The organism is Mesorhizobium sp. M1066, from assembly GCF_040318635.1.
Classification (GTDB): Bacteria; Pseudomonadota; Alphaproteobacteria; order Rhizobiales; family Rhizobiaceae; genus Mesorhizobium.
The window spans coordinates 60,560-86,265 of sequence record NZ_JAMYMR010000024.1 but is presented as its reverse complement, the minus strand read 5'-3'; the positions used below and the strand labels follow the sequence as shown (position 1 = coordinate 86,265).

General features: G+C 64.6%; 35 protein-coding genes. 14 read left to right on the top strand and 21 right to left on the bottom strand.

What is annotated here, in order from left to right; genetic code table 11:
* Positions 1-20 precede the first annotated feature (20 nt).
* Positions 21-266 carry a type II toxin-antitoxin system ParD family antitoxin gene (locus tag NKH52_RS24750; RefSeq protein ID WP_127294926.1) on the top strand — a complete coding sequence of 82 codons (246 nt, stop codon included), beginning with the start codon at positions 21-23 and terminating at the stop codon, positions 264-266.
* Entirely contained in the window at positions 256-555 is a 300-nt protein-coding gene (locus NKH52_RS24745; protein WP_352734506.1) for a type II toxin-antitoxin system RelE/ParE family toxin, read from the top strand. The genes NKH52_RS24750 and NKH52_RS24745 overlap by 11 nt, the downstream gene beginning before the upstream one ends.
* 55 nt (positions 556-610) lie before the next feature.
* Here NKH52_RS24745 and NKH52_RS24740 read toward each other — a convergent pair whose 3' ends face one another.
* From NKH52_RS24740 to NKH52_RS24710, 7 genes are all read right to left on the bottom strand, one after another.
* Complete coding sequence (locus NKH52_RS24740; RefSeq protein ID WP_502908103.1) at positions 611-1,369, bottom strand: amino acid ABC transporter ATP-binding protein; 759 nt, start codon at positions 1,367-1,369, stop codon at positions 611-613.
* Between the two features lie 26 nt (positions 1,370-1,395).
* Positions 1,396-2,070 (bottom strand): amino acid ABC transporter permease, encoded by a 675-nt coding sequence (locus tag NKH52_RS24735; protein WP_352734504.1) that lies wholly within the window; start codon positions 2,068-2,070, stop codon positions 1,396-1,398.
* Positions 2,067-2,738 (bottom strand): amino acid ABC transporter permease, encoded by a 672-nt coding sequence (locus tag NKH52_RS24730; RefSeq protein ID WP_352734502.1) that lies wholly within the window; start codon positions 2,736-2,738, stop codon positions 2,067-2,069. The genes NKH52_RS24735 and NKH52_RS24730 overlap by 4 nt, the downstream gene beginning before the upstream one ends.
* A 104-nt stretch (positions 2,739-2,842) precedes the next feature.
* Positions 2,843-3,631, bottom strand: a complete 789-nt coding sequence (locus NKH52_RS24725) for an ABC transporter substrate-binding protein (RefSeq protein WP_352734500.1) — start codon at positions 3,629-3,631, stop codon at positions 2,843-2,845.
* A 111-nt stretch (positions 3,632-3,742) separates the two neighbouring features.
* A complete protein-coding gene (locus NKH52_RS24720; RefSeq protein WP_352734499.1) occupies positions 3,743-4,906 on the bottom strand; it encodes a saccharopine dehydrogenase family protein in 1,164 nt (387 codons plus the stop codon).
* On the bottom strand, positions 4,903-5,403 hold the full coding sequence (locus NKH52_RS24715) for an Lrp/AsnC family transcriptional regulator (RefSeq protein ID WP_023813263.1): 501 nt from the start codon (positions 5,401-5,403) through the stop codon (positions 4,903-4,905). Before NKH52_RS24715 ends, NKH52_RS24720 begins: the two co-directional genes overlap by 4 nt.
* A 132-nt stretch (positions 5,404-5,535) precedes the next feature.
* Positions 5,536-6,411, bottom strand: coding sequence for a LysR family transcriptional regulator (locus tag NKH52_RS24710; RefSeq protein WP_352734497.1), 876 nt, complete (start codon positions 6,409-6,411; stop codon positions 5,536-5,538).
* Between the two features lie 138 nt (positions 6,412-6,549).
* Here NKH52_RS24710 and NKH52_RS24705 point away from each other — a divergent pair, with 138 nt between their 5' ends.
* Positions 6,550-6,756 (top strand): hypothetical protein, encoded by a 207-nt coding sequence (locus tag NKH52_RS24705; RefSeq protein WP_352734495.1) that lies wholly within the window; start codon positions 6,550-6,552, stop codon positions 6,754-6,756.
* Positions 6,757-6,777: 21 nt separating this feature from the next.
* Positions 6,778-7,527, top strand: a complete 750-nt coding sequence (locus NKH52_RS24700) for a sulfite exporter TauE/SafE family protein (protein ID WP_352734493.1) — start codon at positions 6,778-6,780, stop codon at positions 7,525-7,527.
* A gap of 42 nt (positions 7,528-7,569) precedes the next feature.
* On the opposite strand, the gene NKH52_RS24695 is transcribed toward NKH52_RS24700, so the two are convergent.
* From NKH52_RS24695 to NKH52_RS24685, 3 genes are all read right to left on the bottom strand, one after another.
* Positions 7,570-8,064 (bottom strand): GNAT family N-acetyltransferase, encoded by a 495-nt coding sequence (locus tag NKH52_RS24695; RefSeq protein WP_127296304.1) that lies wholly within the window; start codon positions 8,062-8,064, stop codon positions 7,570-7,572.
* Positions 8,061-8,351, bottom strand: coding sequence for a type II toxin-antitoxin system TacA family antitoxin (locus tag NKH52_RS24690; RefSeq protein ID WP_352734491.1), 291 nt, complete (start codon positions 8,349-8,351; stop codon positions 8,061-8,063). Before NKH52_RS24690 ends, NKH52_RS24695 begins: the two co-directional genes overlap by 4 nt.
* Before the next feature lie 92 nt (positions 8,352-8,443).
* Positions 8,444-8,893 carry a universal stress protein gene (locus NKH52_RS24685; RefSeq protein WP_224699706.1) on the bottom strand — a complete coding sequence of 150 codons (450 nt, stop codon included), beginning with the start codon at positions 8,891-8,893 and terminating at the stop codon, positions 8,444-8,446.
* A gap of 207 nt (positions 8,894-9,100) precedes the next feature.
* Between NKH52_RS24685 and NKH52_RS24680 the strand changes: the two genes are divergently transcribed.
* Positions 9,101-9,682, top strand: coding sequence for a histidine phosphatase family protein (locus NKH52_RS24680; RefSeq protein ID WP_352734488.1), 582 nt, complete (start codon positions 9,101-9,103; stop codon positions 9,680-9,682).
* Between the two features lie 30 nt (positions 9,683-9,712).
* On the opposite strand, the gene NKH52_RS24675 is transcribed toward NKH52_RS24680, so the two are convergent.
* Positions 9,713-10,114 carry a VOC family protein gene (locus NKH52_RS24675; protein ID WP_352734486.1) on the bottom strand — a complete coding sequence of 134 codons (402 nt, stop codon included), beginning with the start codon at positions 10,112-10,114 and terminating at the stop codon, positions 9,713-9,715.
* A gap of 126 nt (positions 10,115-10,240) precedes the next feature.
* Positions 10,241-10,993, bottom strand: coding sequence for a pseudouridine synthase (locus NKH52_RS24670; protein ID WP_352734524.1), 753 nt, complete (start codon positions 10,991-10,993; stop codon positions 10,241-10,243).
* A 160-nt stretch (positions 10,994-11,153) separates the two neighbouring features.
* Between NKH52_RS24670 and NKH52_RS24665 the strand changes: the two genes are divergently transcribed.
* Positions 11,154-11,606, top strand: a complete 453-nt coding sequence (locus NKH52_RS24665; RefSeq protein WP_352734484.1) for an SRPBCC family protein — start codon at positions 11,154-11,156, stop codon at positions 11,604-11,606.
* Between the two features lie 41 nt (positions 11,607-11,647).
* On the opposite strand, the gene NKH52_RS24660 is transcribed toward NKH52_RS24665, so the two are convergent.
* Entirely contained in the window at positions 11,648-12,481 is an 834-nt protein-coding gene (locus NKH52_RS24660; protein ID WP_352734482.1) for a helix-turn-helix transcriptional regulator, read from the bottom strand.
* A 92-nt stretch (positions 12,482-12,573) separates the two neighbouring features.
* Here NKH52_RS24660 and NKH52_RS24655 point away from each other — a divergent pair, with 92 nt between their 5' ends.
* Entirely contained in the window at positions 12,574-13,464 is an 891-nt protein-coding gene (locus tag NKH52_RS24655; RefSeq protein ID WP_352734480.1) for an SDR family oxidoreductase, read from the top strand.
* An 87-nt stretch (positions 13,465-13,551) separates the two neighbouring features.
* On the opposite strand, the gene NKH52_RS24650 is transcribed toward NKH52_RS24655, so the two are convergent.
* Positions 13,552-14,250 carry a RibD family protein gene (locus NKH52_RS24650; protein WP_352734478.1) on the bottom strand — a complete coding sequence of 233 codons (699 nt, stop codon included), beginning with the start codon at positions 14,248-14,250 and terminating at the stop codon, positions 13,552-13,554.
* A gap of 345 nt (positions 14,251-14,595) precedes the next feature.
* Between NKH52_RS24650 and NKH52_RS24645 the strand changes: the two genes are divergently transcribed.
* The 4 genes from NKH52_RS24645 (at position 14,596) to NKH52_RS24630 (ending at position 19,784) form a co-directional block, all read left to right on the top strand.
* The gene (locus NKH52_RS24645) at positions 14,596-15,543 is read left to right on the top strand and encodes a substrate-binding domain-containing protein (RefSeq protein ID WP_013530574.1); all 948 of its coding nucleotides are present in this window, start codon (positions 14,596-14,598) and stop codon (positions 15,541-15,543) included.
* Between the two features lie 246 nt (positions 15,544-15,789).
* Positions 15,790-17,352: a sugar ABC transporter ATP-binding protein gene (locus NKH52_RS24640; RefSeq protein WP_352734476.1), complete on the top strand. Its 1,563-nt coding sequence runs from the start codon at positions 15,790-15,792 to the stop codon at positions 17,350-17,352.
* Positions 17,349-18,365, top strand: a complete 1,017-nt coding sequence (locus NKH52_RS24635; protein WP_027035281.1) for an ABC transporter permease — start codon at positions 17,349-17,351, stop codon at positions 18,363-18,365. Before NKH52_RS24640 ends, NKH52_RS24635 begins: the two co-directional genes overlap by 4 nt.
* Positions 18,366-18,497: 132 nt before the next feature.
* On the top strand, positions 18,498-19,784 hold the full coding sequence (locus NKH52_RS24630; RefSeq protein WP_352734474.1) for a hypothetical protein: 1,287 nt from the start codon (positions 18,498-18,500) through the stop codon (positions 19,782-19,784).
* A 29-nt stretch (positions 19,785-19,813) separates the two neighbouring features.
* Here NKH52_RS24630 and NKH52_RS24625 read toward each other — a convergent pair whose 3' ends face one another.
* From NKH52_RS24625 to NKH52_RS24610, 4 genes are all read right to left on the bottom strand, one after another.
* The gene (locus NKH52_RS24625) at positions 19,814-20,377 is read right to left on the bottom strand and encodes a hypothetical protein (RefSeq protein WP_352734472.1); all 564 of its coding nucleotides are present in this window, start codon (positions 20,375-20,377) and stop codon (positions 19,814-19,816) included.
* Positions 20,374-20,988 (bottom strand): hypothetical protein, encoded by a 615-nt coding sequence (locus tag NKH52_RS24620; protein WP_352734470.1) that lies wholly within the window; start codon positions 20,986-20,988, stop codon positions 20,374-20,376. Before NKH52_RS24620 ends, NKH52_RS24625 begins: the two co-directional genes overlap by 4 nt.
* Complete coding sequence (locus NKH52_RS24615) at positions 20,985-21,566, bottom strand: hypothetical protein (protein ID WP_352734468.1); 582 nt, start codon at positions 21,564-21,566, stop codon at positions 20,985-20,987. The genes NKH52_RS24620 and NKH52_RS24615 overlap by 4 nt, the downstream gene beginning before the upstream one ends.
* Before the next feature lie 90 nt (positions 21,567-21,656).
* Positions 21,657-22,025 carry a hypothetical protein gene (locus NKH52_RS24610; RefSeq protein WP_352734466.1) on the bottom strand — a complete coding sequence of 123 codons (369 nt, stop codon included), beginning with the start codon at positions 22,023-22,025 and terminating at the stop codon, positions 21,657-21,659.
* Between the two features lie 189 nt (positions 22,026-22,214).
* On the opposite strand from NKH52_RS24610, the gene NKH52_RS24605 reads away from it, so the two are divergent.
* Positions 22,215-22,517, top strand: coding sequence for a hypothetical protein (locus tag NKH52_RS24605; RefSeq protein WP_127268738.1), 303 nt, complete (start codon positions 22,215-22,217; stop codon positions 22,515-22,517).
* A gap of 73 nt (positions 22,518-22,590) precedes the next feature.
* Here NKH52_RS24605 and NKH52_RS24600 read toward each other — a convergent pair whose 3' ends face one another.
* Entirely contained in the window at positions 22,591-23,295 is a 705-nt protein-coding gene (locus tag NKH52_RS24600) for an XRE family transcriptional regulator (protein WP_352734464.1), read from the bottom strand.
* 212 nt (positions 23,296-23,507) lie between these two features.
* Here NKH52_RS24600 and NKH52_RS24595 point away from each other — a divergent pair, with 212 nt between their 5' ends.
* Both NKH52_RS24595 and NKH52_RS24590 read left to right on the top strand, forming a co-directional pair.
* Positions 23,508-23,774, top strand: a complete 267-nt coding sequence (locus NKH52_RS24595) for a hypothetical protein (RefSeq protein ID WP_245490472.1) — start codon at positions 23,508-23,510, stop codon at positions 23,772-23,774.
* A 114-nt stretch (positions 23,775-23,888) separates the two neighbouring features.
* Entirely contained in the window at positions 23,889-24,539 is a 651-nt protein-coding gene (locus NKH52_RS24590) for a GcrA cell cycle regulator (RefSeq protein WP_127296284.1), read from the top strand.
* 250 nt (positions 24,540-24,789) lie between these two features.
* Here NKH52_RS24590 and NKH52_RS24585 read toward each other — a convergent pair whose 3' ends face one another.
* Both NKH52_RS24585 and NKH52_RS24580 read right to left on the bottom strand, forming a co-directional pair.
* Positions 24,790-25,152: a DUF982 domain-containing protein gene (locus NKH52_RS24585; RefSeq protein WP_127296283.1), complete on the bottom strand. Its 363-nt coding sequence runs from the start codon at positions 25,150-25,152 to the stop codon at positions 24,790-24,792.
* A 53-nt stretch (positions 25,153-25,205) separates the two neighbouring features.
* A complete protein-coding gene (locus NKH52_RS24580; RefSeq protein WP_127296282.1) occupies positions 25,206-25,487 on the bottom strand; it encodes a DUF982 domain-containing protein in 282 nt (93 codons plus the stop codon).
* Positions 25,488-25,706 lie beyond the last annotated feature (219 nt).

The following is a 25,706-nucleotide window of genomic DNA, read 5'->3' as shown; positions in this document are numbered from 1 at the left end:
ACCACCTTAGGATGGAGTTCATGCCCCGAAACACCTCTGTTTCCCTTGGCGACCATTTCGCCGGTTTTATCGATACGCAGGTTCAGACAGGCCGCTACGGTTCGGCGAGTGATGTCGTGCGTGCAGGCCTGCGGTTGCTTGAAGAGCATGAGGCCAAGGTCCGTGCCTTGCAAAACGCCCTCATCGCCGGTGAGGAGTCTGGCGCACCCGTTGCCTTCGACAGCACTGCATTCCTAGGCAAGATGCGGGCCAGGCATGCCAGGTGAGAGCCGCCAGTATCGGCTCTCACCGCTTGCCGAAGCTGACTTGGAAGATATCTGGCTCTACACGTTCAAACACTGGTCGCTGGAACAAGCGGATCGGTATCACCACGATTTGATCGATGCTGTCGAAGCCTTAGCCCGCGGCGTTAAAACCGGCCGCCGCACCGATGTGCGCGAGGGCTATTTCAAATACCCAGTCGGCCAGCATTTCGTTTTCTTCCGTCAATCCGAAACGACCCTGGATGTTATCCGCATCCTGCATCAACGAATGGACGTTGAACGACATCTGTGACGGGCGAAGTGTGTTCGCTACCCAAGGACCCGCGTAGATTGGCCGGAGTGCGCCCTTAGTGCCGTAGAATCCTGCTCAGGAACGCCCGGCTGCGGTCGGTCTTAGGGTGCGAGAAGAACTCGTCCGGCGTGCCGCTTTCGACGATGGCGCCGGCGTCCATGAACACCACGCGCTGGGCGACCTTGCGGGCAAAGCCCATCTCGTGCGTCACCACCATCATGGTCATGCCTTCCTCGGCGACCGCCACCATGACGTCGAGCACTTCGGAAATCATCTCGGGGTCGAGCGCCGAGGTCGGCTCGTCGAACAGCATGATCTTGGGCCGCATGCCGAGGCAACGCGCGATCGCCACGCGCTGCTGCTGGCCGCCGGAGAGCTGTGCGGGATAGGCATTGACCTTGTCGGCGAGGCCAACCTTGGCCAACAATTCACGGCCTGCTTTTTCAGCCTCGGCGCGCGGGATCTTGCGGACATGGATGGGGGCTAGCGTGACGTTCTCGAGTGCCGTCTTATGCGGGTAGAGGTTGAACGACTGGAAGACGAAGCCGATCTCGGTGCGCAGCTGCGTCATGTTGGTGGCGGGGTCGCCCAGGCGTTGGCCGTCGACGACGAGGTCGCCGTTCTTGATCGCCTCCAGGCCGTTGACGCAGCGGATCAGAGTGCTTTTGCCCGAGCCGCTCGGGCCGCAGACGACGACCACTTCGCGCGGCTCGACGCTGAGCGTGATGTCCTTTAGCACGTTGAGCGAGCCGAACCATTTGTTGACGCCGCGAAAGTCGATCATACCGGTCTTGGCAAGGCCCGTTGTGGTCATGTTTTCTGGACCTTTGGGGTTGGAAGTCACAACTGCACCTCGCCATGTGCCGCGCCCATGCGCTGCTCCAGCCGACGGGCCAGCATGATCAGGGGATAGCATACGATGAAATAGCCGACGCCGACGAGGAAGAAGACCAAGAGGCCGTTGGGCACACGCTGCACCACCAGCCAGCCGACGCGGGTGAGGTCGGTGAGACCGATGGCGGAGACGACGGAAGAATCCTTGATCAGCAGCACATACTGCCCGACCAGCGGTGGCAGCACGATGCGCATCGCCTGCGGCAGCACAACCTGGCGCATGCGCTGCCAGCGCGACAGGCCGGACGCCAGTGCCGCCTCGACCTGGCCTGATGGCACCGAGCGGATGCCGGCAGCGACGATCTCGCAGATGAAGCAGGCGGCCAGATTGGTCAGCGCGATGATGCCGGCGGTGAAGGCGTCGAGCTCGATGCCGAACTCCGGCAGGATGAAGAAGATCAGGAAGATCTGAACCAGGAACGGCGTGCCACGGATGAGGTCGACCCAGGCGCCTATCAAGCTGCTGATCAACCGGTTGCCGCCGGTGCGCAGGATGCCGAGGCCGAAGCCGAGCATGGTGCCCAGCACCAGGCTGATCAGCGACAGCACCACGGTCATGCCGAGGCCACGCAAGGCCAGCGGATAGGAGCCGGCGAGGCTTTGCAACTGTTGCCAGATCATGTCCGCGCCTCCGCCGTGCCGAGCCAGCGGCTGGACAGGCCAGCCAGTCCTTTCAGGCCGTAATAGAGCAGCAGGTAGAAGGCGGCGATGGTGAGAAAACCTTCCGCCGGCATGAAGCGATCGGAGGCGAGCAGCTGGCCGGCGCGTGTCAGTTCGGAAACCGAGATCAGCGACAGAAGGGCGGAATCCTTGACCAGCACGATCGCCTGGCCGAGCAGCGGCGGGATCGTCACCTTGAAGGCTTGCGGCAGCACGACAAGGCGCATGCGCTGGACATAGGTCATGCCCGAGGCGACGCTGGCTTCGACCTGACCGCGCGGGATCGACAAGATGCCGGCGCGAATGATTTCAGCGACATAGGCGCCGCTGTTGAGCGACAGCGCGAGGATGCCGACGACCAGCTCCGGCAGGACGAAACCGAGCCGGGGCAGGCCGAAATAGAGGAAATAGAGCTGGGCCAGCAGGGGCGTGGCGCGAACGGCGTCGATATAGGCCTTGGCCGGCACGCGAAACAGCCAGCCGCGTTGCAGGTTCATGGCGCACAGCACGATGCCGACGACGAGCGCGCCGACAAAGGACAGCGCCGACAGCCAGACGGTCGCGATCAGACCCTGCCCGAACAGAGGCAGATATTCGACGATGGTGCGGAAACTGAAATTTTCGAGCATCGTTGGGTGCAATCCCCAGAGTGCAGGAAACGACGGATGAAGCGAAATTCCAGGCGGTTTCGCGGCGCTTGAGACGCGCGCGAACCGCCTGGGTTTATCGCTGCTTAGTGGTCTTTCTTCCAGGCGTCGGAATTGACCCAGTAGTCGAGGTTCTTCTGCAGGCGACCATCGATGGTGACCTGGTTGAGGAACAGGTTCATCCAGACCAGCAGGTCCGGCTCGTCATAGCGGGTGGCGAAGGCAAGCGGCTCCTTCGATAGAAGGTCCGGCATGATGGTGAAGCTGCCGGCGGGATAGGCGGTCGACTGGCCCTTGACCGCCGAGACGTCGTTGACGCCGCAATCGGCCTGGCCGTTGTTGACGGCGTCGAGCAGGAGCGGACCGCCGCCCTTGTAGCTCTTGATGTCGGCGTCGGGGAAGGCTTTCTTGGCTTCCTTCTCGCCGGTGGCGCCGAGCAGCACGGCGATCTTGGTGCCCTTGGCCTTGCAGTCTTCGGTGGTCTTGAACTTGCTGTCGGCCTTGGTGAAGACGGTGCTGCCGGTGTACATGTAAGGCGTGGTGAAGGCGACCTTCATGCCGCGCGCCAGCGTCGGCGTCATGTCGGCGACCAAGAGGTCGGCCTTGCCCGACAGCAGTGCGGGGATCAGGCCGTCCCAGTCGAAGTCGAGGAAGGTGATTTTGACGCCCATTTCCTTGGCCATCAGTTCGGCCAGTTCGACCGAACTGCCGGTGCGTTCGCCATTGGCGCCAACCAGCGAGAAGGGCGGTCCCTGGGTCTGCACGGCGACACGCAGTTCGCCGCGCTTGGTGATGTCGTCCAGTGTTCCGGCTGTGGCAGCAGTGGTAAGGCCGGCGAGCGCAAGTCCGGCGATGAAAAGCTTGGCAATCTTCATTTTGGTAGTCCTCCTTGTTTTATTGTTCCATGTCTTCGTTGTTTTTCACCCTTTGGGGGTGCTTTTTGAGCGGCAGCGCCGTTGCCGGCGGCAGCCACCGTTCGAAAATCCTCAGTCCCAGGCCACCGTCTCGGTGACCTTGATGCCGCGTCTGGCAAGCTCGTCGAAGAAGGGTTCGTCAGGCACATCGAGCAGCGGGTTGAGCAGGCCGGGCTTGGTGATCTCGCCACGCGCCAGCATCTGCGCCACGATGCTGGCGGGGTAGCCGACACCGAGGCTCATGCCGAACAGGCCGGAAGCCAGGTCGCGTTCGATGATCAGGTCCGACGTCACCGTCTTGGCGCGGCCGTCTTCGTGGCCGGAAAAGACATTGCGCATCACGCAAAGATCCTTTTCGCCGGGGCCATATTGCAGTTGCGGGCCGAGCAGCCGGCCGAGGAATTCGCGCGGGCTGTTGGAGGTGCCGGGCACCTTGTCCTCAGAGAGGAAACCAAGCTCCTTCAACGGCGCCCAGAAGGCCGACCATCCCGGCCAGCGCAGCGTGTAGCGACCGGAGCGGCGCAGCCCCTTGGCTGCCTCCAGCATCTCGACATAGTGCAGCGCGTCGCCATTGGGGAAGGCTTCGAGCTTGCCCAGACCCGCAACCTCGATCTCATGGATGAACGGATTGTCGTGTTGCTGGCCGGCCGGCACCGCGACGCGTTTTCCGTCCTCGATCATAACGCTGTCGCGGTTCTGGCTGACCAGGACCATGTCGAAATTCCAGCTTACCTTGTAGCACAGCGGCTTGGCCATTGCCTTCGGCTCGGGGATGCCGCCGCAATAGGAATCGATCGCGGTGATCGAAGAGAACTGCTTGGCGGCGCGCGCGTAGAGCACGAGGTCGATGCCGGGGTCTAGCCCGCATTCGGTCATGATCGAGACGCCGGCCTGTTCGGCGGCCGATGCCAGATCGGCGATCGACTTGGCGTAGTTGGTGGTGACCAGCGGCGTGCGCGTGGCGATCGCGGCCTGCACCGCCTCGCGCATCAGCGGCTGCGGCAACAGGTCGATGACGGCGTCGACATCACCGAGCACAGCGGCCAGCGCCGGGCCGATCGCGCCTTCAGGCACGACGAAGCGCACGCGGGCAAGATCGGTCAGGCCGGCAAGCCGGGCCGGTCCGTCCGCTGCGGTGTCGACGCAGACGATTTCCTCGACGCCGTCGCTGGCAACAAGGTCGGCGATTGCCGCCCGGCCTTGCAGGCCGAGGCCACCGAGAACCGCGATCTTCATGCCGGCTCCTTGCGGTCGTCCGACCAGCAGCCTTCCGGCAGGCTGACCCATTTGTTGCAGGACGCCATGACGACGAAGGTTTCGCTGCGCACGACTTCGCCGGGCTCGCCGGCGCCGGGGATTAGCTCGCTGGTGACGCGGTAGAGATCGGCGACGTCGCCGGCCACCGTCACGTCGACGATGATGTCGAAGCGCCCGGTGACCACCGATGCCGAGTTGACGAAGGGCAGTTCGGCAATGCGTTGCGCCAGTTCGCGGGCCCGGCCGCGCCCTTGGGCATTGATGCCGACAATGGCCGAGATCAGCTCGGGGCGCTCGGTCAGGTTGAGCAGGCCGACGATCTTGAGCAGGTTGCGGTCGAGCAGGTTGCGCAACCGCGTGCGCACCGTCGGCACCGAAATCGCCAATATCTCGGCGATGCGGTTGATGCCCGGCTGTGCATCCTGCGACAGCTGTTTGACCAGCCGCCGATCGGTCAGATCGAGATGTTCCCGCAAAGTCCCCGTCTTTCACAAAAGGAAAAAACTTTGGCGATTTTTTTGCCAATGTGCAAACAAGCTACGTCACGGATATTTGAAAAGCAAGGCAATGATTCAGCGCTGCTGGGGATAGGTGGTCGCTGTCAGGGCTCAGACCAGCGCTGCCGCCAGCAGTTTTGCCTGTGGCGTCAAATCGTCGAAGCGGCGGGCACAGAGGTTGAGCTGGCGCGTCGCCCAATCGTCGGTCAGCCGCAGGCTTCGCAGCGAGCGTGCCGAGCGGCGCGCCGCACTTTCCGGCACGATGGCGATGCCCGCACCTTGCGCGACCAGCCGGCAGACATTGTCGAGGCCGGGCACGCGGATGCGGACATGCAGATGGCCGCCAAGGCGAGCGGCCTGTCGGGTGATGTGCTCCTGCAACGCATGGCCGGTGCTGAGGCCTACAAAGGATTCGCTGAGAACCTCAGTGAGGCTGATGGTGCGCTGGCCGGCTAGGCCGGGCCAGTTCCGCGCGGCGATCACCACCAGCCGGTCGGTGAAGAACGGTTTCTGCTCGAGATGTGAAAGGCCAGCCCAGGTCGCGGCGATGCCGATATCAGCCGCACCGCTGGCCACGGCTTGCGCGATCTCGTGGCTTGGGTGCTCGTCGAGATCGATGTCGATCCGGGGATGAGCGACAAGGAAAGCCGGCAGCATGTCGCGCAGCAGCTCGGCTGTGGCTGCGGTGTTGGCCATCAGCCGTACGCGGACGCGCAGACCCGTGGCATAGGCGGCGAGGTCGCCGGCCATCGCCTCGATCTGGTTTTGCACCGCCCTTGCATGATGCAGCAGCGCCTGTCCCGCCGGCGTCGGCACCACACCACGGCGGCGGCGCTCCAGGAGCGGCGCGCCGAGCCGCACCTCCATGCCCTTGATGCGGGCGCTGGCCGACGCCAGCGCCAGTCCGGCAAGCTCGGCGCCATGGGTGATGCTGCCGCGTTCGGCCACCAGCAGGAACAGGCGGAGATCGACCAGATCGAAGCGCATTCTTTTGCTCCTGCGAATATTCAGCGCCCGGGAAGGCGATCGGCCCTCCAGCCTTCGTCCTGGCCGAAGGCTGGCAGCACAACTTCCACATTGTGATCGGCCGGGATCTTCGTCAAACAGTTTCGAAGGAGAATTGTGATGAACAAACGAACGTCAGGCCGGCTCGGCATTCTCGAAAGCACGGCGATCGTGCTGGCCATTGCCGTGGCTGGCCTTGCCATGGCAAGAGCGGGATCAGGCCTGCGGGGATGCGCGGCGACGGTCGTATCCACCAGCCGCGATGCGGCGCCGGCAAAAGCCGCCAGCCCGGATGCCGACGCAACCGATATGCTGCTGCATGACTGATCCGGCCCTGAAGATACGATCATGCTGAGCGCCGGCGTCCTCGCCTGGATCGGCGCCGTCTTCCTCGCCGCCGGCTTCGTCAAGGGCGTCGTCGGCATGGGGCTGCCTACCGTTGCGATGGGCCTGCTGGCGGTGACGATGCCGCCAGGGCAGGCCGCGGTGCTGCTGCTGATCCCGTCGCTGGTCACCAATCTCTGGCAATTGCTGACCGGCCCGTCCTTCGGCCGCCTGTGCAAGCGGCTGTGGACGATGATGGCCGGCGTGATGCTCGGCACGGTTGCCGGCGCCGGCCTGCTGACCGGCACGCATACGGGCGCGGCTTCTGCCGGGCTGGGCGCGGCACTGGTGCTTTATGCGATCCTCGGCCTCGCCAAAGCCGGCTTCACCACGCCGGTGCGCCACGAAGCCTTGATGTCACCGCTGGTCGGGGTGGCGACCGGGCTGGTCACCGGCGCCACCGGCGTCTTCGTCATCCCGGCAGTGCCCTATCTGCAATCGCTGCGGCTGGAGAAAGAAGACCTGATCCAGGCGCTCGGCCTGTCCTTTACCGTGTCGACGGCAGCGCTCGCCATCGGGCTGTTCAGGACCGGCGCCCTGGCGTCGCCCAGCGCGCAACTGGCGGGATCGGTCGCAGCCCTTGCGCCGGCGCTGGCCGGCATGTTCGCCGGCCAGGCACTGCGCCGGAGGATGAGCATCGAGACCTTCCGCACGGTATTCTTCGTGGGGTTGCTGGCGCTGGGGGTATATCTCGTGCTGGAGGCGCTACACTAGGAGCATGCACGGTCGCCGACGAGTTTTGTCGCGTGGCAATCGTCAGCCGAGACTGGCGCGGAGATCGGCGAGCGTGACCATGAGCGTCAACGGCTCGATCGGCGAAGGCTCAAATCCGACGGCCATATAAAAGGCCAACGCGTCCTCGGATATCGCATGGACCAGCATGCCTCGGATCCCCAGGATTTCAGAGGCCTGGAGAATTCGTAGACCGGCATCCCTTACCAGCGCACGACCGATGCCTCGACCGTGATAGGCTTGGTCTACGGCCAACCTGCCTAGCACTGCCACGGGGATCGGATCGGGCATGTTGCGCCGGAAGCGACCAGGAGCTTCGACCACCTTCACGCCGCCGCTGGCAATGGCGTAGTACCCAATCGCACGGTTGCCGTCGCAGGTCACATAGGTACGCGACGCACCGCCCGCCTGGTTGGTGCGGGCACGTTTCTTCAGCCAGCCGTCGAGCGAGGACATGCCCGATGAGAATTCGCCGAGTTCGTGATGATCGGCGAGCGGTACCGGAGCCGACAGGCTCACGCGGCGTCCCAGGGTGCCTTCGTTGTTATGGTGCGGCGCAATCGATCGTTTGGTTGCGGCGTCGCGTCGAGGCGTGTCAGAAACGCGGCGTAGACGTCCGGCTCTACGGTGAACACCAGGCGGTTGAGCAATGCTTCCTCGGCGGCGCGTTGCGACGCTTCGAGCATGAAGTCGGTGCGATTCTTGCCGAGCAATTCGGCTGCGCGGTCGATCAGATTGCGAACTTCCGGCTTGACGCGGATGTTAAGCGGGACACTCTTCGGCAACGGATGATGTGACGTTGGCATGGATAGCTCCTTCTCTGTGCATATTTAGCACACCGTAACGACATTGTCATTACGGTGTGCGGCTCGAAGGAGCATGCGATCCGCAGCAGACGCTATCGCACCACCAGCACCGCAATCTCCGTGTAGGACAGCACTTCCGCCGTCTGGCTGCCGAGAAGCAGCTTGCCCAGTCCGCGGCGGCCATGCGAGGCCATGACGATCAGGTCGCAGCCCAGGGCCTGCGACAGTTCCAGGATGGCTTCGGCGGGCCGCTTGTCCTCGACATGCACGACCTCCGCGGAGACGCCGGCGGCGTCCGCCGACGCCTTGCATTTGGCGAGCACTTCCTTGGCATAGCGGCCTGCCTCTTCCTTGTAGGCGACGAGCTCATCGCCGGCGGCATAGCCGGCCATGGCGCCGCCCCAAGCGAAGATCGGGAATGGTTCCGAGACGGTAACGAAGGTGACGGAGGCGCCGAGGCCCTTGGCCAACGTCAGGCCGTGGGCGACGCCCTTGTCGGCCAGTTCCGATCCGTCCGTGGCGATGAGCAAATGTTTGTACATGATGATCTCGACTTGTTGTGCAAGGGTCCATGCCCTTGTGATGGCGGGAGCCTTGTGGAGGCTGGCCTTGATATAGTTGCGGCATCAGGATGATCACAGGGCCGGCCCGCCATGGATCAAGGCCAGGCGACCACGCAGTTTTGTGCCAAGCGGATTCCCCTTTGCCGTATCGTCGCTTAAGGTGCCGGCGACACTGAGAGGCATTCCATGAGCAACGCGTATCCCCAAATCCATCTGGTCCGGCATGGTGAGACGGCATGGAGCCTTTCGGGGCAGCATACCGGCCGCACCGACATGCCATTGACCCCGGTTGGCGAGGCCGCCGCGCGGGAGGTCGCGGACAGGCTCAAGGGCCTGTCTTTTTCGGCCGTATGGTCGAGCCCGTCGCAGCGCGCCTACAACACCAGCGTACTGGCCGGCTTCGGCGCGCAGAGCGTCAAGAAGGACGATCTGCAGGAATGGGACTACGGCACCTATGAGGGGCTGACGACAAAACAGATCCTGGCCGAGCGCCCCGGCTGGAATGTGTTTCGCGATGGTTGTCCAAAGGGCGAGATGGCGGCCGATGTGGGCGCGCGGGCGGATGTGGTCGTCAGACAGCTTCGTGAAGCCGGCGGCCCGATCCTAGTGTTTTCCAGCGCGCATTTTTTGCGCGTGCTGGCGGCCCGTTGGATCGGCTTGCCGCCGGAGGGCGGCGCGCTGTTCGTGCTCGATACGGCCAGCATCAGCGTGCTCGGCTACGAGCATGATCTGACCGAGCCGGTCATCCGGAAATGGAACCAGAAGTAGAGCGGCTTCGGCCGGCGGTACCGCTCCGCCCTACCTGTCGAATTTCCTGATCGCCTCGGCGGTTACCGGCGTGAAGAAATTCACCAGATTGCCATCGGGGTCGCGAAACAGCAGCGAGCGATTACCCCAGGGCATTGTGGTCGGCTTTTGCACCGTTACATCCCTGAGTAGGTCCGAGAGCCTGGCGAATTCCGCATCGACGTCGCCGACGCGGAATTCGAGGATGGCCGTGTGGTTGTCGGCGGGGCGGGCGATGTCGCCGCCGAACAGCATCAAGGTGCGCGTGCTGCCGACTGCCAACGTGCAGGCAGGTGTCGCGAGTTCGGCGAAGTCTTCTGTGTACATAGTCACGGGCATGCCGGTGATCTCGCCATAGAAGCGCACGAGACGCTGGACGTCCGACGTGATGATGCGGACAGAGACGAAATTCATTGTTTTGCTCCTGGATTGCTGGAGCCGCGGCCCGGCCCATGACTCATCTATAGGCCAGGCCTCCTGACAGCTTCCTGTCAGAGGTGGCGCGGATGCAAGGCCGCCGACATCGACGATACGCGGGGCTCACCCCGCCAGCAGCTCCAGTTCCTCCGGCGTCAAATGCCGTGCCTTACCCCTGGCGAGGTCGCCGAGCGGCAGGCGGCCGATAGCGATGCGGATGAGGCGCAGAACCTCGACGCCGTGCGCGGCGAGCAGGCGACGGATGTGGCGGTTACGGCCTTCGTCGAGTACGATCTCCAGCCAGGCGGTGCGGCCGCCGCTGCGCAAAAGTTCGATCGAACTGGCGCTCAGGGTCTCGCCATCGACGGTCACGCCGGCGCGGAATTTGTCCAGCATCGCTGCGTCCGGAACCATGCCGATCTGCACGTGATAGGTCTTGGGCAAATGCGAGGCCGGATCCATCAGCCGGTTGGCAAACCGGGTGTCGTTGGTCATCAACAGCAGGCCTTCGCTCGCCTTGTCGAGGCGACCGACCGGGGAGACGAAGGGCAGGTCGAGCCCTTCCAGGCAGGCATAGACGGTGTCGCGCTGTTGCGGGTCGTCGCGGGTGGTGACCAGCCCGCGCGGCTTGTTGAGGACGAGATAGACCTTGCGCTCGGCAACCACCGGCCTGTCGTCGACAACGATGCGGTCGCGGTCGAGGTCGACGCGCAGGGCTGCATCGCGCACGACCTTGCCGCCGACACGCACGCGGCCTTCGGCGATCAGCACCTCGGCCTGCGTGCGAGAGCACAGGCCGAGCTTCGACAGCGCCCGGTTCAGGCTGACGCCGGGCGCCGCCTGCCTGCCGCTTTGTCGTGTCTGCCGTGGTGTCATGCTGCCGTCTGTGCTGGTGGAGCCGACAAATGCCACGGGCTGCAATGGCTTCGCAAGACGCGCTGCTGCAATCGTGCGCAAAGCAAGGGGCAGTGGCGGCATCCGCGGTTCTTGGACCGGCGATATTGTCGCCGCCGCATCCGCGATAAACTTGCTTCGCATGAGTGAGTCTCTCGACATCTCGCCGGTCACCAAGACCGTCGTCATCAGTGCCGAGCCGGCCAAGGTCTGGCGAATACTGACGATGCCAGAAATGGTCCCGCAATGGATGTCCGACGAGGAGTTGACTGTCAGCCTGCAAGGGCATGCCGGCGGCGCGATCGTGATGCGCGGACTGCTGCACGGAATGCCGTTCGAGAACCATGGCACCATCCGCGCTTTTGAGCCTGAAAAGAGCTTCGCGTATGGCTACTGGAGCACGCTGTCGGCCTCGCGGCTGGCGGACGTGCCCGAAAACCACACCGTGGTCAGCTTCGATCTGACGCCGATGGGTGGGGGAACGACGCTGACGCTGACGCTCAGCGACTTCGCCGAACCGGCGATCCGTCCGCATGCCAATCTCTACTGGGGTCCGACCTTGCAAATCCTGAAGGCGGTCTGCGAGCGCGCTTGAAGGAGGGCGGGCGTCATCCCCGCGGACGGGTCGTCCGGCCCTTACTCTTTGGGGTGTCGGGCGAGAGCCAGCGCGCGGATGCGGTCGGCGACGGCGCCGTCGACCGGGTTGTAGACGGTCAGGCTCAAATCCGGCCGGCCGTCGACCGCGAAGCCCGAATATTCCAGCTCGATATCGCCGAGTTCCGGGTGTTTCAGGCGCTTTGTCCCGTCGCCGTGGCTGAGCACGTCGTTTTCCCGCCACAGCGCGTCGAATTCCGGGCTGGCGCTGCAGAGCTCGTCGACGAGCTCGCGCACCTCGGAGACAGCGCCGGCGCGTGCCGCATCGGCACGGAACGAAGCGACCACAAAACGGGCCAGGTTTTTCCAATCGTGCTGCTTGGCGCGGATGACGGGGCGCAGGAACATGAAACGCAGGATGTTGCGCTCGCCTTCGGGCAGGGCGCTGTAGTCGGTCAGCACGACCCGCGCGGCGCGGTTCCAGGCAACGACGTCCCAGGTGGAGGTCCTGACTATGGCGGGGCTGGCATCGAGCGTGTCGATGAGGCGCTGCAGCCGGGGGCTGACGCCCTCGTCGCCTCTGTAGCGGACCTCGGGCGGGCGCCCCAGCCCGAGCATGAAAAGATGTTCGCGTTCCGCCTCGGTCAGCAGCAGCCCCTTGGCGATGCGATTGAGGACATCGGCCGAGGGTGCGCCGCCGCGGCCCTGCTCCAGCCATGTGTACCAGGTCGGGCTTATGTTGGCGCGCTGGGCGACCTCTTCCCGGCGCAGTCCCGGCGTGCGTCGGCGGCCCGAAAAGCCGAAGGAAGCCGGATCGAGCCGCGTGCGCCGGTCTTTGAGGAACGCTGCCAGCGAGCCGGCGGGATTGGAGGGCATCCTGTTAGTCATTATACCATGATAAGGTCACTACTTTAATAGGATATATAGACCAGCAATATTACGCAGGCAACTAGTGCAGGAGATTTTGCATGCGTATCTTTCTCACCGGCGCGACCGGTTTCATCGGTTCGGCGCTGGTTCCCGAACTCATCGAGGCGGGCCACCAGGTGGTCGGCGTGACCCGCTCCGACGCCGGCGCCGAGGCGCTGGCTGCCGCTGGTGCCGAGGTGCACCGGGGGACCCTCGAAGATCCCGAGGGGCTGCGCGACGGCGCGGCCAAGGCGGAGGCTGTGATCCACACGGCGTTCGACCACGATTTTTCGCGGTTTGCCGAAAATTGCGAAAAGGACAAGCGCGTCATCGCCGCACTCGGCGCCGCCCTGGCCGGCTCCGACCGGCCGCTGGTGATCACCTCCGGGGTCGGCATGGGCAGCCCCGGGCATGGCGAACTGGCGATCGAGGACGTCTTCAATCCCGACCACCCCAATCCGCGCATCGCCTCGGAGCTGGCCGGCAATGCCTTGCTGGACGCCGGCATCAATGTGTCGGTGGTGCGGCTGCCGCAGGTCCACAATCCGGTCAAGCAGGGGCTTATCACGCCGCTCATCGAAATCGCGCGTGAAAAAGGCGTCTCGGCCTATGTCGGCGAAGGCCGCAACCGCTTCTCCGCGGGCCATCTCCTCGACGCCGCGCGGCTTTACCGGCTGGCCGTGGAAAAGCGGCAGCCGGGCGCGCGCTATCACGCGGTCGGTGAGGAAGGCGTCGAGGTGCGGGCCATCGCCGAGGCGCTTGGCCGGGGCCTGAAATTGCCGGTCGTTTCCATCGCGCCTGAAAGAGCGGCGGAGCATTTCGGCTGGATGGCGATGTTCGCGCCGATGGATCTGCCGGCCTCCAGCGCGCTGACCCAGCTACGGCTTGGCTGGCATCCGACCGGCCCGACGCTGATCGCCGATCTCGATGCCATGCAATACGCCGCTTGATTACTGAAGCATCGGCCTAAAGCTGACGATACAGGGGCCGGTAATCTCAGTCGGATTGCCGGCCCTTCTGTACGAGGCGGTCAGCCCTCATCCAGGAATAACTGCGTAACGCAGATGGACGAGCCCATGCGCCAGCGCCTCGCAGCTCTTCAGGGACAATTGCATCTTGCCCGCCAGGCCGCTCTCGCCAAACTCGACGAAGGCTTGGTTTGCTGCGCGTCCATCGATCGCGGGTGCGACGAGAAGGCTGAGTTCATCGACGAGCCCGGCCGCAAGGAACGAGCCGTTGATGCCGGCACCGCCCTCGAGCAGCAGCCGGCGGATGCCGAGTTCGCTGCCGAGCACCTCGAGCATCATCGCGAGATCGATGTCCGCCGTTTCCGCGACGATATAGGACACGCCGTCGGATGCGAGCTCGGCCAGGTGGCTGTCGGCGACATCATGCCCAAGCAGCACCACGACATGGTCGCCGCCGATGTCGGGTTTGGAAAAATGAAGCTTGCCCGAGGCATCGAGCGCCACGGCATAACTGCCCGCATCCCTTTGCGCGAAATGATAGGGCCGGTCGACCTTGCCGGCATTGGCCGGCGGATGCGCGCCGGCCTTGCTCATCTCGGCCATGGTGACGCGGCCGACGATCCAGGCATCAGCCGCCAGATCATTATGGATATGCTCGTAGAGGCTCGACCACTCCGCCCGGGTCCCGTCCGGACTTGTCGTGTAGCGGCTTGGATGAAGGCTGCCGTCGAGTGATGCGAGCATATGGCAGATGATTTGCGGCTTCATACGGGTTCTCCAGATCACAAAAGCTTCGCGGGTCAATCCAAGGTAGTGCCGGGTCGAGGGAATGGAAGCCAGACGCCTCAGTGAGATGCCAGCCCGCAATCCAAAAATCCGACAATTCCGATAAATTGCCCGGCACCTCTGTTATATCGATGTTGCACAAACGGTTGGCGCTGGGTTAGCATCCCTGCGCAGGCGTCGGTGGGAGGCTCTTTTTACAGCGGCGGCCAGCTGGAGCGGCATGCGTTTTCGGGCGCAGGGAGGATGCTCCACACTTTGAACCGACGCATGATCCTTCCTGAAACCGATCCGGTTTTCGGGTCGTGCGTTCTTGTGGAGGAAGATCCCATGAACAGACGTGAATTCCTGCTGTCGTCCGCGGCTTTCGGCGCCATGATGGTTGCCGCGCCCTCGGTGTTTGCGCAGGACAAGCTCACCATCCTTGGCTCGGTGCCCAGTCTCGGCTTTCCGTTCTTCGTGCACATGCTGAACGAGATCAAGGCGGAAGCCGCCACGCAAGGCGTCAATCTGACCGAAAGCGACGGCCAGAACTCGGCCACCAAGCAGACCGCCGACATCGAGGCCGCCCTGGTGCAGAAGGTCAACGCCATCGTCATCTCGCCGCTCGACGTCAATGCGCTGGCGCCGGCCATCGAGGAAGCGGTCAAGGCCGGCGTTCCCGTAGTGACGATCGACCGCCGCGTCGACGGCGTCGAGGGCATCCTCGCGCATGTCGGCGCCGACAATGTGAAGGGCGGCGAGGCGGAAGCCAACGCCGTGGTGGCGGCGTTCCCGAACGGCGCCAAGCTGTTCCATCTGCAGGGCCAGCCCGGTGCCGGCCCGGCGATCGACCGCAACAAGGGCGTGCACAATGTGCTCGATCCCTTGAAGGACAAGTATCAGATCGTCTTCGAGCAGACCGCCAACTTCGCCCGCGCCGAGGCGCTGTCGGTGACCGAGGCCGGCCTTGCCGCCAACGGCAAGCCCGACGCCATCGTCTGCGCCAATGACGACATGGCGCTCGGCGCCATGGAGGCTTGCGCGGCGCGCAACTTCACCGACGTCAAGATCTACGGCTTCGACGCCCTGCCGGAAGCGCTGGTCGCGGTGCGCGACGGCAAGCTTGCCGGCACCGTCGAGCAGTTCCCCGGCGAGCAGTCGCGCACGGCGGTGCGCATCGCGGTGGCCTTTGCCAAGGACAAGACCGAGCCGAAGGAGAAGCTGGTGCTTTTGACGCCGATCGTCATCGGCAAGGACAATCTCGACAAGGCGGAGCGGATTGGCGAGACGAAGTAGGGGTTTGGCGGGGATCGGCCGATTGGCAAAGCCGGTGGGACAGCACCCCCCTCTGTCCTGCCGGACATCTCCCCCGCAAGGGGGAGATTGGCTGTCCGTTATGCTTTCGCCAATCTCCAACGCCGCTGAAAAGCGCCAACAACAAAGCTGCCGATCTCCCCCCTTGCGGGGGAGATGGCCGGCAGGCCAGAGGGGGGTGTTCAAGTGCTGAGCGTGCCGGCATGAACTGCATCAGAGGAGCAACCCTTGCCAGCTGAAGCCGCATCGCCCGAGCCCATCCTGCTTGCCGTCGAGGGCATCACCAAGCATTTCGCCGGCGTGACCGCGCTGAGCGATGTCTCGCTCGACATCCGCCCCGGCGAAATCCTCGGCCTGCTGGGCGAAAACGGCGCCGGCAAGTCGACGCTCTTGAAAATCCTCTCGGGCGTCATGCCGCCGTCGGGCGGCCGCATCACTTTCGACGGTGCCGATTATCATCCATCCAGCCCGCAGGATGCCAAGCGGCTCGGCATCGTCACCATCTACCAGGAACTGAGCCTGATCCCGACGCTGACGGTGGCGGAGAACATCTTTATCGGCCGCGCGCCGATCGGTCCGCTCGGGCTGGTGAGTTGGAGGCGCATGGAGCAAGAATCGCGCTCGATCATCGCCCGCGTCGGCCTCTCCATCGATCCGATGACGCCGGTGTCGGCGCTGTCGGTGGCCGAACAGCAGCTGGTCGAGATCGCCCGCGCCCTGTCACTGAAAAGCCGGCTGATCATCATGGACGAGCCGACCTCGGCGCTGACCGAGACCGAGGTGCAGCGGCTGCTGTCGATCATGGGTCGGCTGCGCAAGGACAGGGTCGCCATCATGTTCGTCACCCACCGGCTGGAGGAGGCCTCCGCCATATGCGATCGCATGACGGTGCTGCGCGACGGGCGGCTGGCCGGGCATCTTAACCGCGAGGGCGGCCCGATCGCGCTGCCCAAAATCATCGAGAAGATGGTCGGCCGCGCGGCGTCCGAGCTCTACGCCCGGCCGGCGCAGCGCGCGGTGGCCGGCGATGTCATGCTGTCGGTGCGCGGCCTGCGCACCGTGCGCGACCCCGAGGCGCCCCACGCCATCGTGCTCGACGGCGTCGACATCGACCTCAAGGCCGGTGAAATCCTCGGCGTTGCCGGGCTTGTGGGGTCCGGCCGCACGGAACTGGCGCGCGCCATCTTCGGCGCCGACCGCATCGCGGCCGGCACCATCACGCTCGACGGGAAGCCGATCGCCCCGGCATCACCCGCGGACGCCATTGCGCTCGGCATCGGCCTGCTACCGGAGGACCGCAAGCACCAGGCGATCTTTGCCGCGCTGGGCATCCTGCCGAATTTCTCCATCGCTTCGCTGGGCAGCTTCAGCAACGGTTTCGGCTTCATGGCCGAGCGGCGCGAGCGCGATGCGCTGTCCGGGTTTCGCAAGATGCTGTCGATCCGCATGGCTTCGGCCGAGCAGGCGATCGAAGGCCTGTCGGGCGGCAACCAGCAGAAGGTGATCCTGGCGCGCTGGCTGGCGCGCGATCCGAAAGTGCTGATCGTCGACGAGCCGACGCGCGGCGTCGATGTCGGCGCCAAGACCGAGGTGCACCAGATCCTGGTGCAGCTTGCGGCGCGCGGCATTGCGGTGATGATGATTTCGTCCGAGCTGCCCGAGGTGCTTGCGGTGTCGGACCGCATCGTCACCATGCGCCGGGGACGCATCACCGGCCAGATGCCGGGCGTCGAGGCAAACGAGGAAAGACTGATGGAACTGATGGCACTCGACCGCAAGGAGATACTATGAGCGTGGCGGGGGAACAGGATCAGCGCGGCGGTATCAACTTCGCGCGGCTTTTGATGAGCTTCGGGCCGCTGCTGTTCCTGGTGGCGCTGATCATCGTCTTCACCGTGCTGAAGCCGAGCTTCATGGACCCGATCAATTTGTTCAACATCACAAGGCAGATCTCGATCACCGGGCTGATCGCGCTCGGCATGACCTTCGTCATCCTCACCGCCGGCATCGACCTGTCGGTCGGTTCGCTGCTCGCCTTCTGCGGTATGGTCGCCGCCGTGGTCGCCAAGGGCGGCTCCGCCAACACGCTGTCGCTGTCGACGAGCGGCACGCAAGGGTTCGGCTGGTTCGCAGCACTCTTGGCCGCCGTCGTTGTGGGCGCTGCTGCCGGCGGGGTGCAAGGGCTTGTCATCACCCGGCTAAAAGTGCCGCCCTTCGTCGTCACGCTGGGCGGGCTGACGGTGTTTCGCGGGCTGACGCTGACCATCTCAAACGGCGGCCCGATCTCGGGCTTCGACGCCTCGATGCGCTGGTTCGGAACCGGGCTGATCGGCCCCGTGCCGGTGCCGGCGCTGATCTTCGCGGCCGCCGCCATCCTGTGCCACATCGTGCTGCGCTACACGCGCTACGGGCGAGCCGTCTATGCCGTCGGCGGCAATGCCGAGGCGGCAAGGCTGTCGGGCCTGCGCGTCGACCGCATCCTGGTCTCGGTCTATGTCATCGTCGGCTTCTTTGCCGGGCTTGCCGCCTTCGTGCTGTCGGCGCGGCTGAACTCCTCCGAAGCAGTCGCCGGTATTGGTTACGAGCTGACGGTCATCTCGGCCGTCGTCATCGGCGGCACCTCGCTGTTCGGCGGCATCGGCTCTGTCGGCGGCACGGTGGTGGGCGCGGCGCTCATCGGCGTGCTGCAAAACGGGCTGCAGTTCAACAACGTCTCGTCCTACACGCAAAGCATCGTCATCGGGCTCATCCTGATCCTGGCGGTGGCGTTCGACCGGTGGCTGAAATCGCGGGTGAGAAGGTGAGGAGCAAAGAGGGAGGAGCGGTTGGCGCCCAGGCACCCCCTCTGCCCTGGCAGGAGACCCCACCCCATTCCTTGCAAAACAACCATGCTTTGCTAGAAAGACTTGGGGCGGGTGGCATCGTGAGAGAACCTCATGTTTGCCGATATCATCAGACCGATCACCTTGAGTTTTTCGCTGCTGCTGCGGTTCTGGCCGCAACTCGTGGCACTCGTGCTGGCCGGCGTGCTGGTCGGCGATCTCCTCATGCAGCTCGCGGCGAAGGTGGCGCTGGCCAATCACTTCGCCGGGCTGGCGATGCTGACGCTGGTGGCGCTGGCGCAGCTGGTGGTGACGGTGGCGATGTTCCATGTGTTGCGCCCCGGCCTGCCGCATGTGCTGGCCGCGCAGCGCAGCGCGGACAAGGCCGCAACCACCGAGGCGCAAGCCGTCAAGGAGCCGGGTGCTGTGGACCGGCACGGCTCGCGGCTGGTGCGGATGATCATCATCGCGCTGCTGCCGTTCTTCGCCTATTACGCGGCCTGGGGATTTCTGGGCGACATCGTTCGCCAATATTCGCGCGCCACGCTCGACCAGGCCGATTTCGGCCAGAGCGCCGATGTGCTCGACGTGCTCGATTCGCGCTGGCTGCTGGTCTCGGTGGCGGTGTCCTGGCTGATCCGCCGGCTGGCCAAATTCATGCAGACGAAAACGAAAGCCGCCTCGTTCTGGCAGATCGTCGTGGTGATCTGCGAGACCAACTGGATCTTCGTTGGCCTCTATGTGATCAGCCGCTGGAAGGACTCGGCGCTGCAATGGCTGATGAGCCGCAATTTCTGGTCGGCCCTGCAGGCCTCGGTGGACGGGCTGGCGAACCCGGTGCCGATGGCCTCGGCCGCCCCCATGGTGCCGGTCGAGTCGATCGCGCCATCGACGGTTGCCGTCAACCTATTCTTCTTCATGCTCCTGCCGCTGATCTGGCTGGTGATGGCGGCGCTGATCTACGGCTATGACGTGCGCGACGATGCCGCCCTGATGCGCGTGCACGGCCGGATGGAGCGCGCCGGCCGGCGCTATGCCAGCCTGCCGAAATTCCTGCGTGATTTCGTCGAGCATTTCATCGCCGGTTACCGCTCGCGCTATCTGCCGATCGCCAACGGGGTTCGGCTGACAGTCAGCTCCAGTCTGGTGCTTTTGTGCACGCTGGTCGTCGGCTACCGCTTGCTCGACTGGGGCGCTGCCTGGCTATGGCTGGGCACGACGCGGCTGATCGGTCCGCACGAGCTCAACGTCTGGCAGATTTTTTCGCATGGCGTGACGCTGCTGTTCGGCAGCCCGTTCCAGGATTCCTCCACCGGCATCCTGATCGAGCCGCTGCGCATATGCTTTCTCGCCGCCGTGCTGGAGACAGCGTCTTCGATGGTGAAGGGGGCGGGGAAGTGAATTCTCTCCGTTTACGGGGAGAAGGACGCTCACTTCGGCGGCCTCTGAAAGCGCAGGAACCACGGCCGCTCGCTGCCCAATCCGACAGCCGGGCGGATGGTCTTGATGGCATCCTCGGGCACGATGAAGGTTTCGCCCACGGTGATGATTTCGCCCTTCTTGGCGCCGGAGAAGATCGCCGAGGTGCAGTTCATCACGCCGTCCGGCAGGCTGACGCCGGAGATGAAGTCGGGCAGCCAGCGGCGGCCAGCGGCATCGGTCAGCATCAATTTGCAGCCCAGCCACTGTTTTTGCAGATCGGGGTCTCCAACCGTTACCGCAAAGGTGGCGATGACGGCGAAGGCGCGGTCGGGCAAGCGGCCGGCCTTGCCCCCGCGCAAATCGGCCAGCCGCCAGTCACTGCCGCCGAACGGCACGGACTGGCCGAACTCGACATCCCTGGCGATGAGGTCGTCGCCGTGCAGCCATTCACGGACGCTGTCATAGCTGGTCTCGGCCAGCGTCAGCGGCAGCAGGATAGCGAGCGCGGCAAGACCGCGCCGTCGCCATTTTTTCTCGCCACCGCCGGCTGGGTCGGTTGAAACCGCGCTCATGTCTTGCCCTGCGGTATCTGGCCCCGCGGCGGTGCAGGGGCGTCGAGATCGTATAGCGGCAAGATATCCGCCGGCTGGCCGTCGGCGTCGGTCGGAACGGCATCGAGGCTGAGGCGGGCCTGGGCGTCAAGCGGGCCGAACTGGCGCGCGGCGATTAAGAGGCTGGCGCCTCGGATCTGGTCGGCCGGCACCTCGAAGACGAACAGGCCGCTTCTCCCCAGCCCTGGGTCGATCGCGTGCGGCGGCATGTCCTGGCGATAGCTGAGCCGCTCCGTCTGGCGGTAGCGCAGGCCGGTCGGGCCTTGCCAGGTGCCGTCGGCGACCGTGGTGGAGGTGCTGATGGCGGAGAGATCGGTCGTCGCCACCGCCCACAGGCCGCTGGTGGTCAGCAGCTTCTCCTGGCCGAACTGATCGGTCTTCAGCGTGCGGGCAAAGACCACCTTGTCGAGGCGGACATCGAAGCTGCGCGCCCGCACCGTGTCGTGCATGGCGCCATCGATCGGGATCGGCGCGGTGAGCTCGGTATAATGCGGCTTCGACACCTGCATGCCGTAGCTCAGCGCCACGGTCGCGCAAAAGATCAGGAGATTGCCGATGGCCCGGATTTTCATGAGCCGCTCTCGGGCAGGTCGGCGACCGGCAAGGTGACGGTGCCGAGTCGATAAGGATTGAACCAGCCCGGCGTGCCGTAGAGATTGTCGCGCGGCTTGAAGATTTCGGCGGTAATGCCGAAGCTTAGGGTGGCCGGCACGATGGCGTCACCGGCAAGGAGCCAGACATAGGCCATGCGCTCGGTCATGCCGGGATGCAGTTCCGGCGTCAGCGTCTGATCGCGGGTCAGCGCGATCATCGGCATGGGATCGGGCAGGTCGATCCCGTCCGGTTTGAAGACGTTGAAATAGGCCTTGTCGGATTGCGCCGTGCGATTGGTCAGGTCGACCTCCAGCACCAGCGCCTTCTGGCCTGGTTTCAGCGGCACGCCATAGACCTTGGCGCGGCTGACATAGGCACGCACCGGCTTGAGATGCCAACGCCCGGCATCGATGGCGGCATCGGGCGGCAATTGCGGCGGGGCGTGGGCGGGCAGGGCGCCGAACGCGCCCATCAGGCCGGCGACGAACAGGGCGGCGATGGTTCCCGCGCCGGCCGTTATCCAGGTTTGAAATTTTGAGCGGGCAGTCTTGAACATTCCAAACTATGCACGTCGACGATCAGCCACCCCTGCGCAGTCTAGAAAGAAAAAATTGCTGATGGAACCCGCAAATGGCTGGTCCAGCCCTCACGCTGCTTCGCGCGCCCACAGAAAATGGCCGTACCGTCGAAAGAAGCGCGCCACGAGCCGCTGATGCTTGGCCCTGATCAGGTCGGGCAGGCGCCGCTCCTGGCGCCAGCGCGGTATGTTGCGCCAGCAGGCTATGAAGCGGGAGGCGTCCTCGATGGCCTCTCCCGCCGAGAGCGCCGGGCCGATCGCGGCCAGGAACAGCGCCTCCGACGGTTTCAACTCGTCGATCACCGCCTTGCGCCTGACGTGATCCTGACGGGCGTGGGCGATGCCGTTGCGGCGGATAGCTTCGAAGGCTTCAAGCAGGGCCAGGCTGTCGCCGGCGTAACCGCAGGAACGGGCAAAATCGGCGGCAAGGGCGTCCATTATCGCTCCCGGGTCTGATGCAGTGGGCGGGTTCGTGCTCCGACTCACATTTGCATATCCAGTGTGAAAGCATAACTCAAATTACTCTAGAAGAAAAACTTCTGGGAAAGTTTGAAAGCTGCGACTCGACTCCCGGCGCAAAACACAGGAATATGCGAACAAATCAGGAACAAAGACGAGGCAGGGGCGATGGCATTGCCGGGCAGGGAACCAACAATCGCGCATGTCGCCTCGATCTCGGTCGAGTGCGCGGATTGCGGCCGCAACCGTTGGTGGCGGCCCGATCAGCTGAAGCGGTTCGGCGTGACGGGGAACACGCCGCTTGCCGCTCTGTCGGGCCGCATCGTCTGCGCGGCCTGCCGTGCCGACGGACTGCCGGGGGCGACCGTTACGATCCAGGCGGCCTTTATCGACGAGCGCCAGCGCGTGCGTAGCGAAGCGCAGATGCTGAGCGATCGCGAGGTGCCGCTGGAGGGAGCGAGGCGGGCTTGAGTTTTGTCGAAGGGAGGGTACCAGCACTGATTCTTCCTTCTCCCCCTGTGGGAGAAGGAAGAGTGCCCCGTCCTCAATACCCCAGCAATTCCTTCAGCGGAATCACCCGCCAGACGTGCTTTATCGCGTAGCGGTTGAAGGTCAGCGTCTTCGGCGGATTGTATTGCTCGACCACCAACTCGCCCGCCGTGCGTTTGACCAGCTTCTTGATGAAGGCCTTGCCGTTGCGCTCGTTTTCTTCGGGGAAGGTCTCGATCACCACGTGGTCGCCGGGCACCGCGTCGCGGCCGCCGCAATAGATCAGGTCGCCGGGCTCGTAACGCGGCACCATGGAATCCGAGAGCACGTGCAGGGCGAACACCTTCGGCAGGTTGCGCACCCCCGGCGGGCGCTGGACGTAGCCTGCGGGCTCGCCGTTGAAGGTGAAATCGCCGTCGTCGCCGCCGACGGCCGCGCCCAGCACCTCGATATTCATCGAACCGGCGGGCAGCGGGCCAGCATCGGTGACGATCTCCGCGTCGGCGACCGGTCCGGCATCGTCGAGAAACACGACCTGCCCTTGGCCCAGCGCCACCGGGTCGACGCGCAGGAAGGCGGCGGTCTTCAGGAGGTTCTCGGTCTTGGGCAGATTGCGGCCGGTTTCCCAGTTGCCGACGGCGGCGACATCGGTGTCGTTGTGCTCGGCAATGTGGCGCATGACCAGGCCGCGCTGCTTGCGCGCCTTGCGGATTGCCGCCCCGACCTTGATCGACAGTTCCGTTTTTGCCATGGCACCCATGTGAGCGATGAAAGCGGCTCTCGTCTATGAAAGAATGGCTTGCATATATTTTTAAGTTATGCTTATATCTGGTCATGCAAAACCTGTCCAGCTTTGATGGCGCCGAGTCGCCGGCCTCACGCGAGGCCCATCCGGCGGTCACAACCGCCGCCCATTCCCTTCCGCCCCGGCCGTCCTCCTCCCCGGCCGGGATGAAGCCCGAGGCTCAGTGCTTGACTGCACCAGCCTCGGGTCCGGTCCGCCTGTCTCCGGCGACCGGAACGGCCGGAGCCGCCGCTCCCAGCGGCTCCGGTCCCCAATTCGGCCGGCATGGCGCCGGCGCTGTTTTTTCGGCTGGCCGATCCTGCATCCGCACCGAGGACGGCACCGTCATCCTGTTCGACAGGCTAACGGGCAGGGCGGTTTCCGCCCTGGACAGAAACACGGCCGAGGCGCGGCTTTTGCACCTTGCCGGCGGGAAATCGGCCCAATCCGGCTGAGGCTGGCCGGCTGACGGCCGGCTCTTGAAAAACAACCTGACTGCGGCCCGGCCAACCGGGTGGAACCTTGACGCTGCCCGACGGCGCGCGGCCGACCTTTGGATGGAACTGGATATGGCAAGCTATAGCGACGCGGAATTGCACGAGATCGGCCGCTGGCTGAAGGACGGGCTTTCAGCCTCCAGGATCGCAGTCGCGTTCAGCGCGCTGCGTGGCAGTCCGGTGTCGCGCGACGCCATCATCGGCATCGTGCATCGTAACGCCATGCTGGGCGCGATCGGCTTTGCCAATGGCAAGGGGCCGCCGCCGCGAGCCAGACAGGCCGGGGGCAAGCGCGCTGGAAGCAAGCGGGCCGATGGCATGTCGGCGAATGCGACGCCTGCCGTCGGCAAGATGCATGGCGTGCTTGCCGCCAAGGACATCCATGCGCGTGAAGTGGCCCGGCCCAGGCGCTCCCATTCGTTCGTGCGCGAGGCGGGCGTGCTGATCGCCGACGGCGTAGCCTATCGTCTGGAGGTGCCGGCGCCGCCGCGCGCGGCCATCGGCCGGCAGCCGCATGGCGTGGCGATGCGCTTCATCGATTGCCTGTTTTCACGCTGCCGCGCGCCGCTGAATCTGACGGTGGAGGAGGATTCTGAAAACGATGCGCCAGGCAGCCGGCCGGGCGCCGACATGCTGTGCTGCGGCATGCGCACCACGGCGCTGAAAAGCTATTGCACCTACCATCAGGCGCGCTTCCAGCGCCGCGTATTTGTGGCGGGATGAGCACGCTCTCCCATTGCTGCGCCAGCCTCTCATCCGGCCCTTCGGCCACCTTCTCCCCGCTGGGGAGAAGAGGAGGGCACCCGACGGTGCAAGTCTCCTCTCCCCTCGGGGGTCCGAAGGACGGACGAGACACGTGGCTCGCCCCGGAATGGTCAGGCGAGCGAAGCGGAGGCTGGGTGAGGGGGCTGCCTCGCCGCACAAAGGTGGAGGATCTGAGATGAATCAAGCCCGGAGCAAAATCGCCAGAACCTTACTTCGGCATTTGCCGGCCTTGCTTGGGGGTGCGGCTCTGCATGCTCCTTGCGTCCATCGCCATGGCCGGGTTGCCCTCGTCGACCAATATGCCGGTCACCCGGGCAAAGCCGGTAAACACCTTCATGGCGTCGGGTTCGGAAATCTGCGCGGCGATCGCCGCGCTGCAGGCGTTCAGCGCACTGCGGTAGACATGGCCGCGTCGCTCAAGCGGCCAGCGCTGCAGAAAATCCGCGGCTTCGCTGACGCTGTCAATCTCTTCGATCTCATCCTCCACCCGCACTTTGAGCGGCACTCCGGTTTTCATCGTACCCACGGCGTTCACCTTCGCTTTGCGCGCGGCTCTGTCTACCGCATCCATAAACGCACCCCGCTGGCGGCCGGTTGCATCAATTTTCGGCCGGCGTGCGATCCTCACGGGCTGGCCACCGCATCCAGCCAGTCATGGGCGCGGCTTTTGGGCCTGGCCACCAGTATGTTCTGTTGCTTGGCCGCCCTGGTGAAGGCGTCGAACGCGATGCGCTGGCAGCAGATGCCGTCGACGGCGAGCGCAACCAGCCGCGAAGCCTCGACAAAGCCCGGTGCTGTCTTGTCGGGCCATTGGTGACGCAGTGCCTCGGCGGCCCCGGCCACCGAACTGACCAGCATGGTTTTATTATCGCAAAAGCGCACGGTAACCGGCATGAAGGCTGTCATCGGCGAACCTCCCCTTGGCATGGACGCGACATAACGTCGAAAAGCTCGCGCCGGTTCCATCGGCCTGGATGCCGGTCGGCAAGGATGCTGGCGCAGCGGCGATGAGGTGAGACCTTCGGTTCAACGAAGGCCAACCGAACGGCGGCCCTCTCCGCCCTGCCGACCATGTGGGGAGATGCCCAACAGCGCGAAGGATCGCCGCTTTGCCGTCCTCCATCA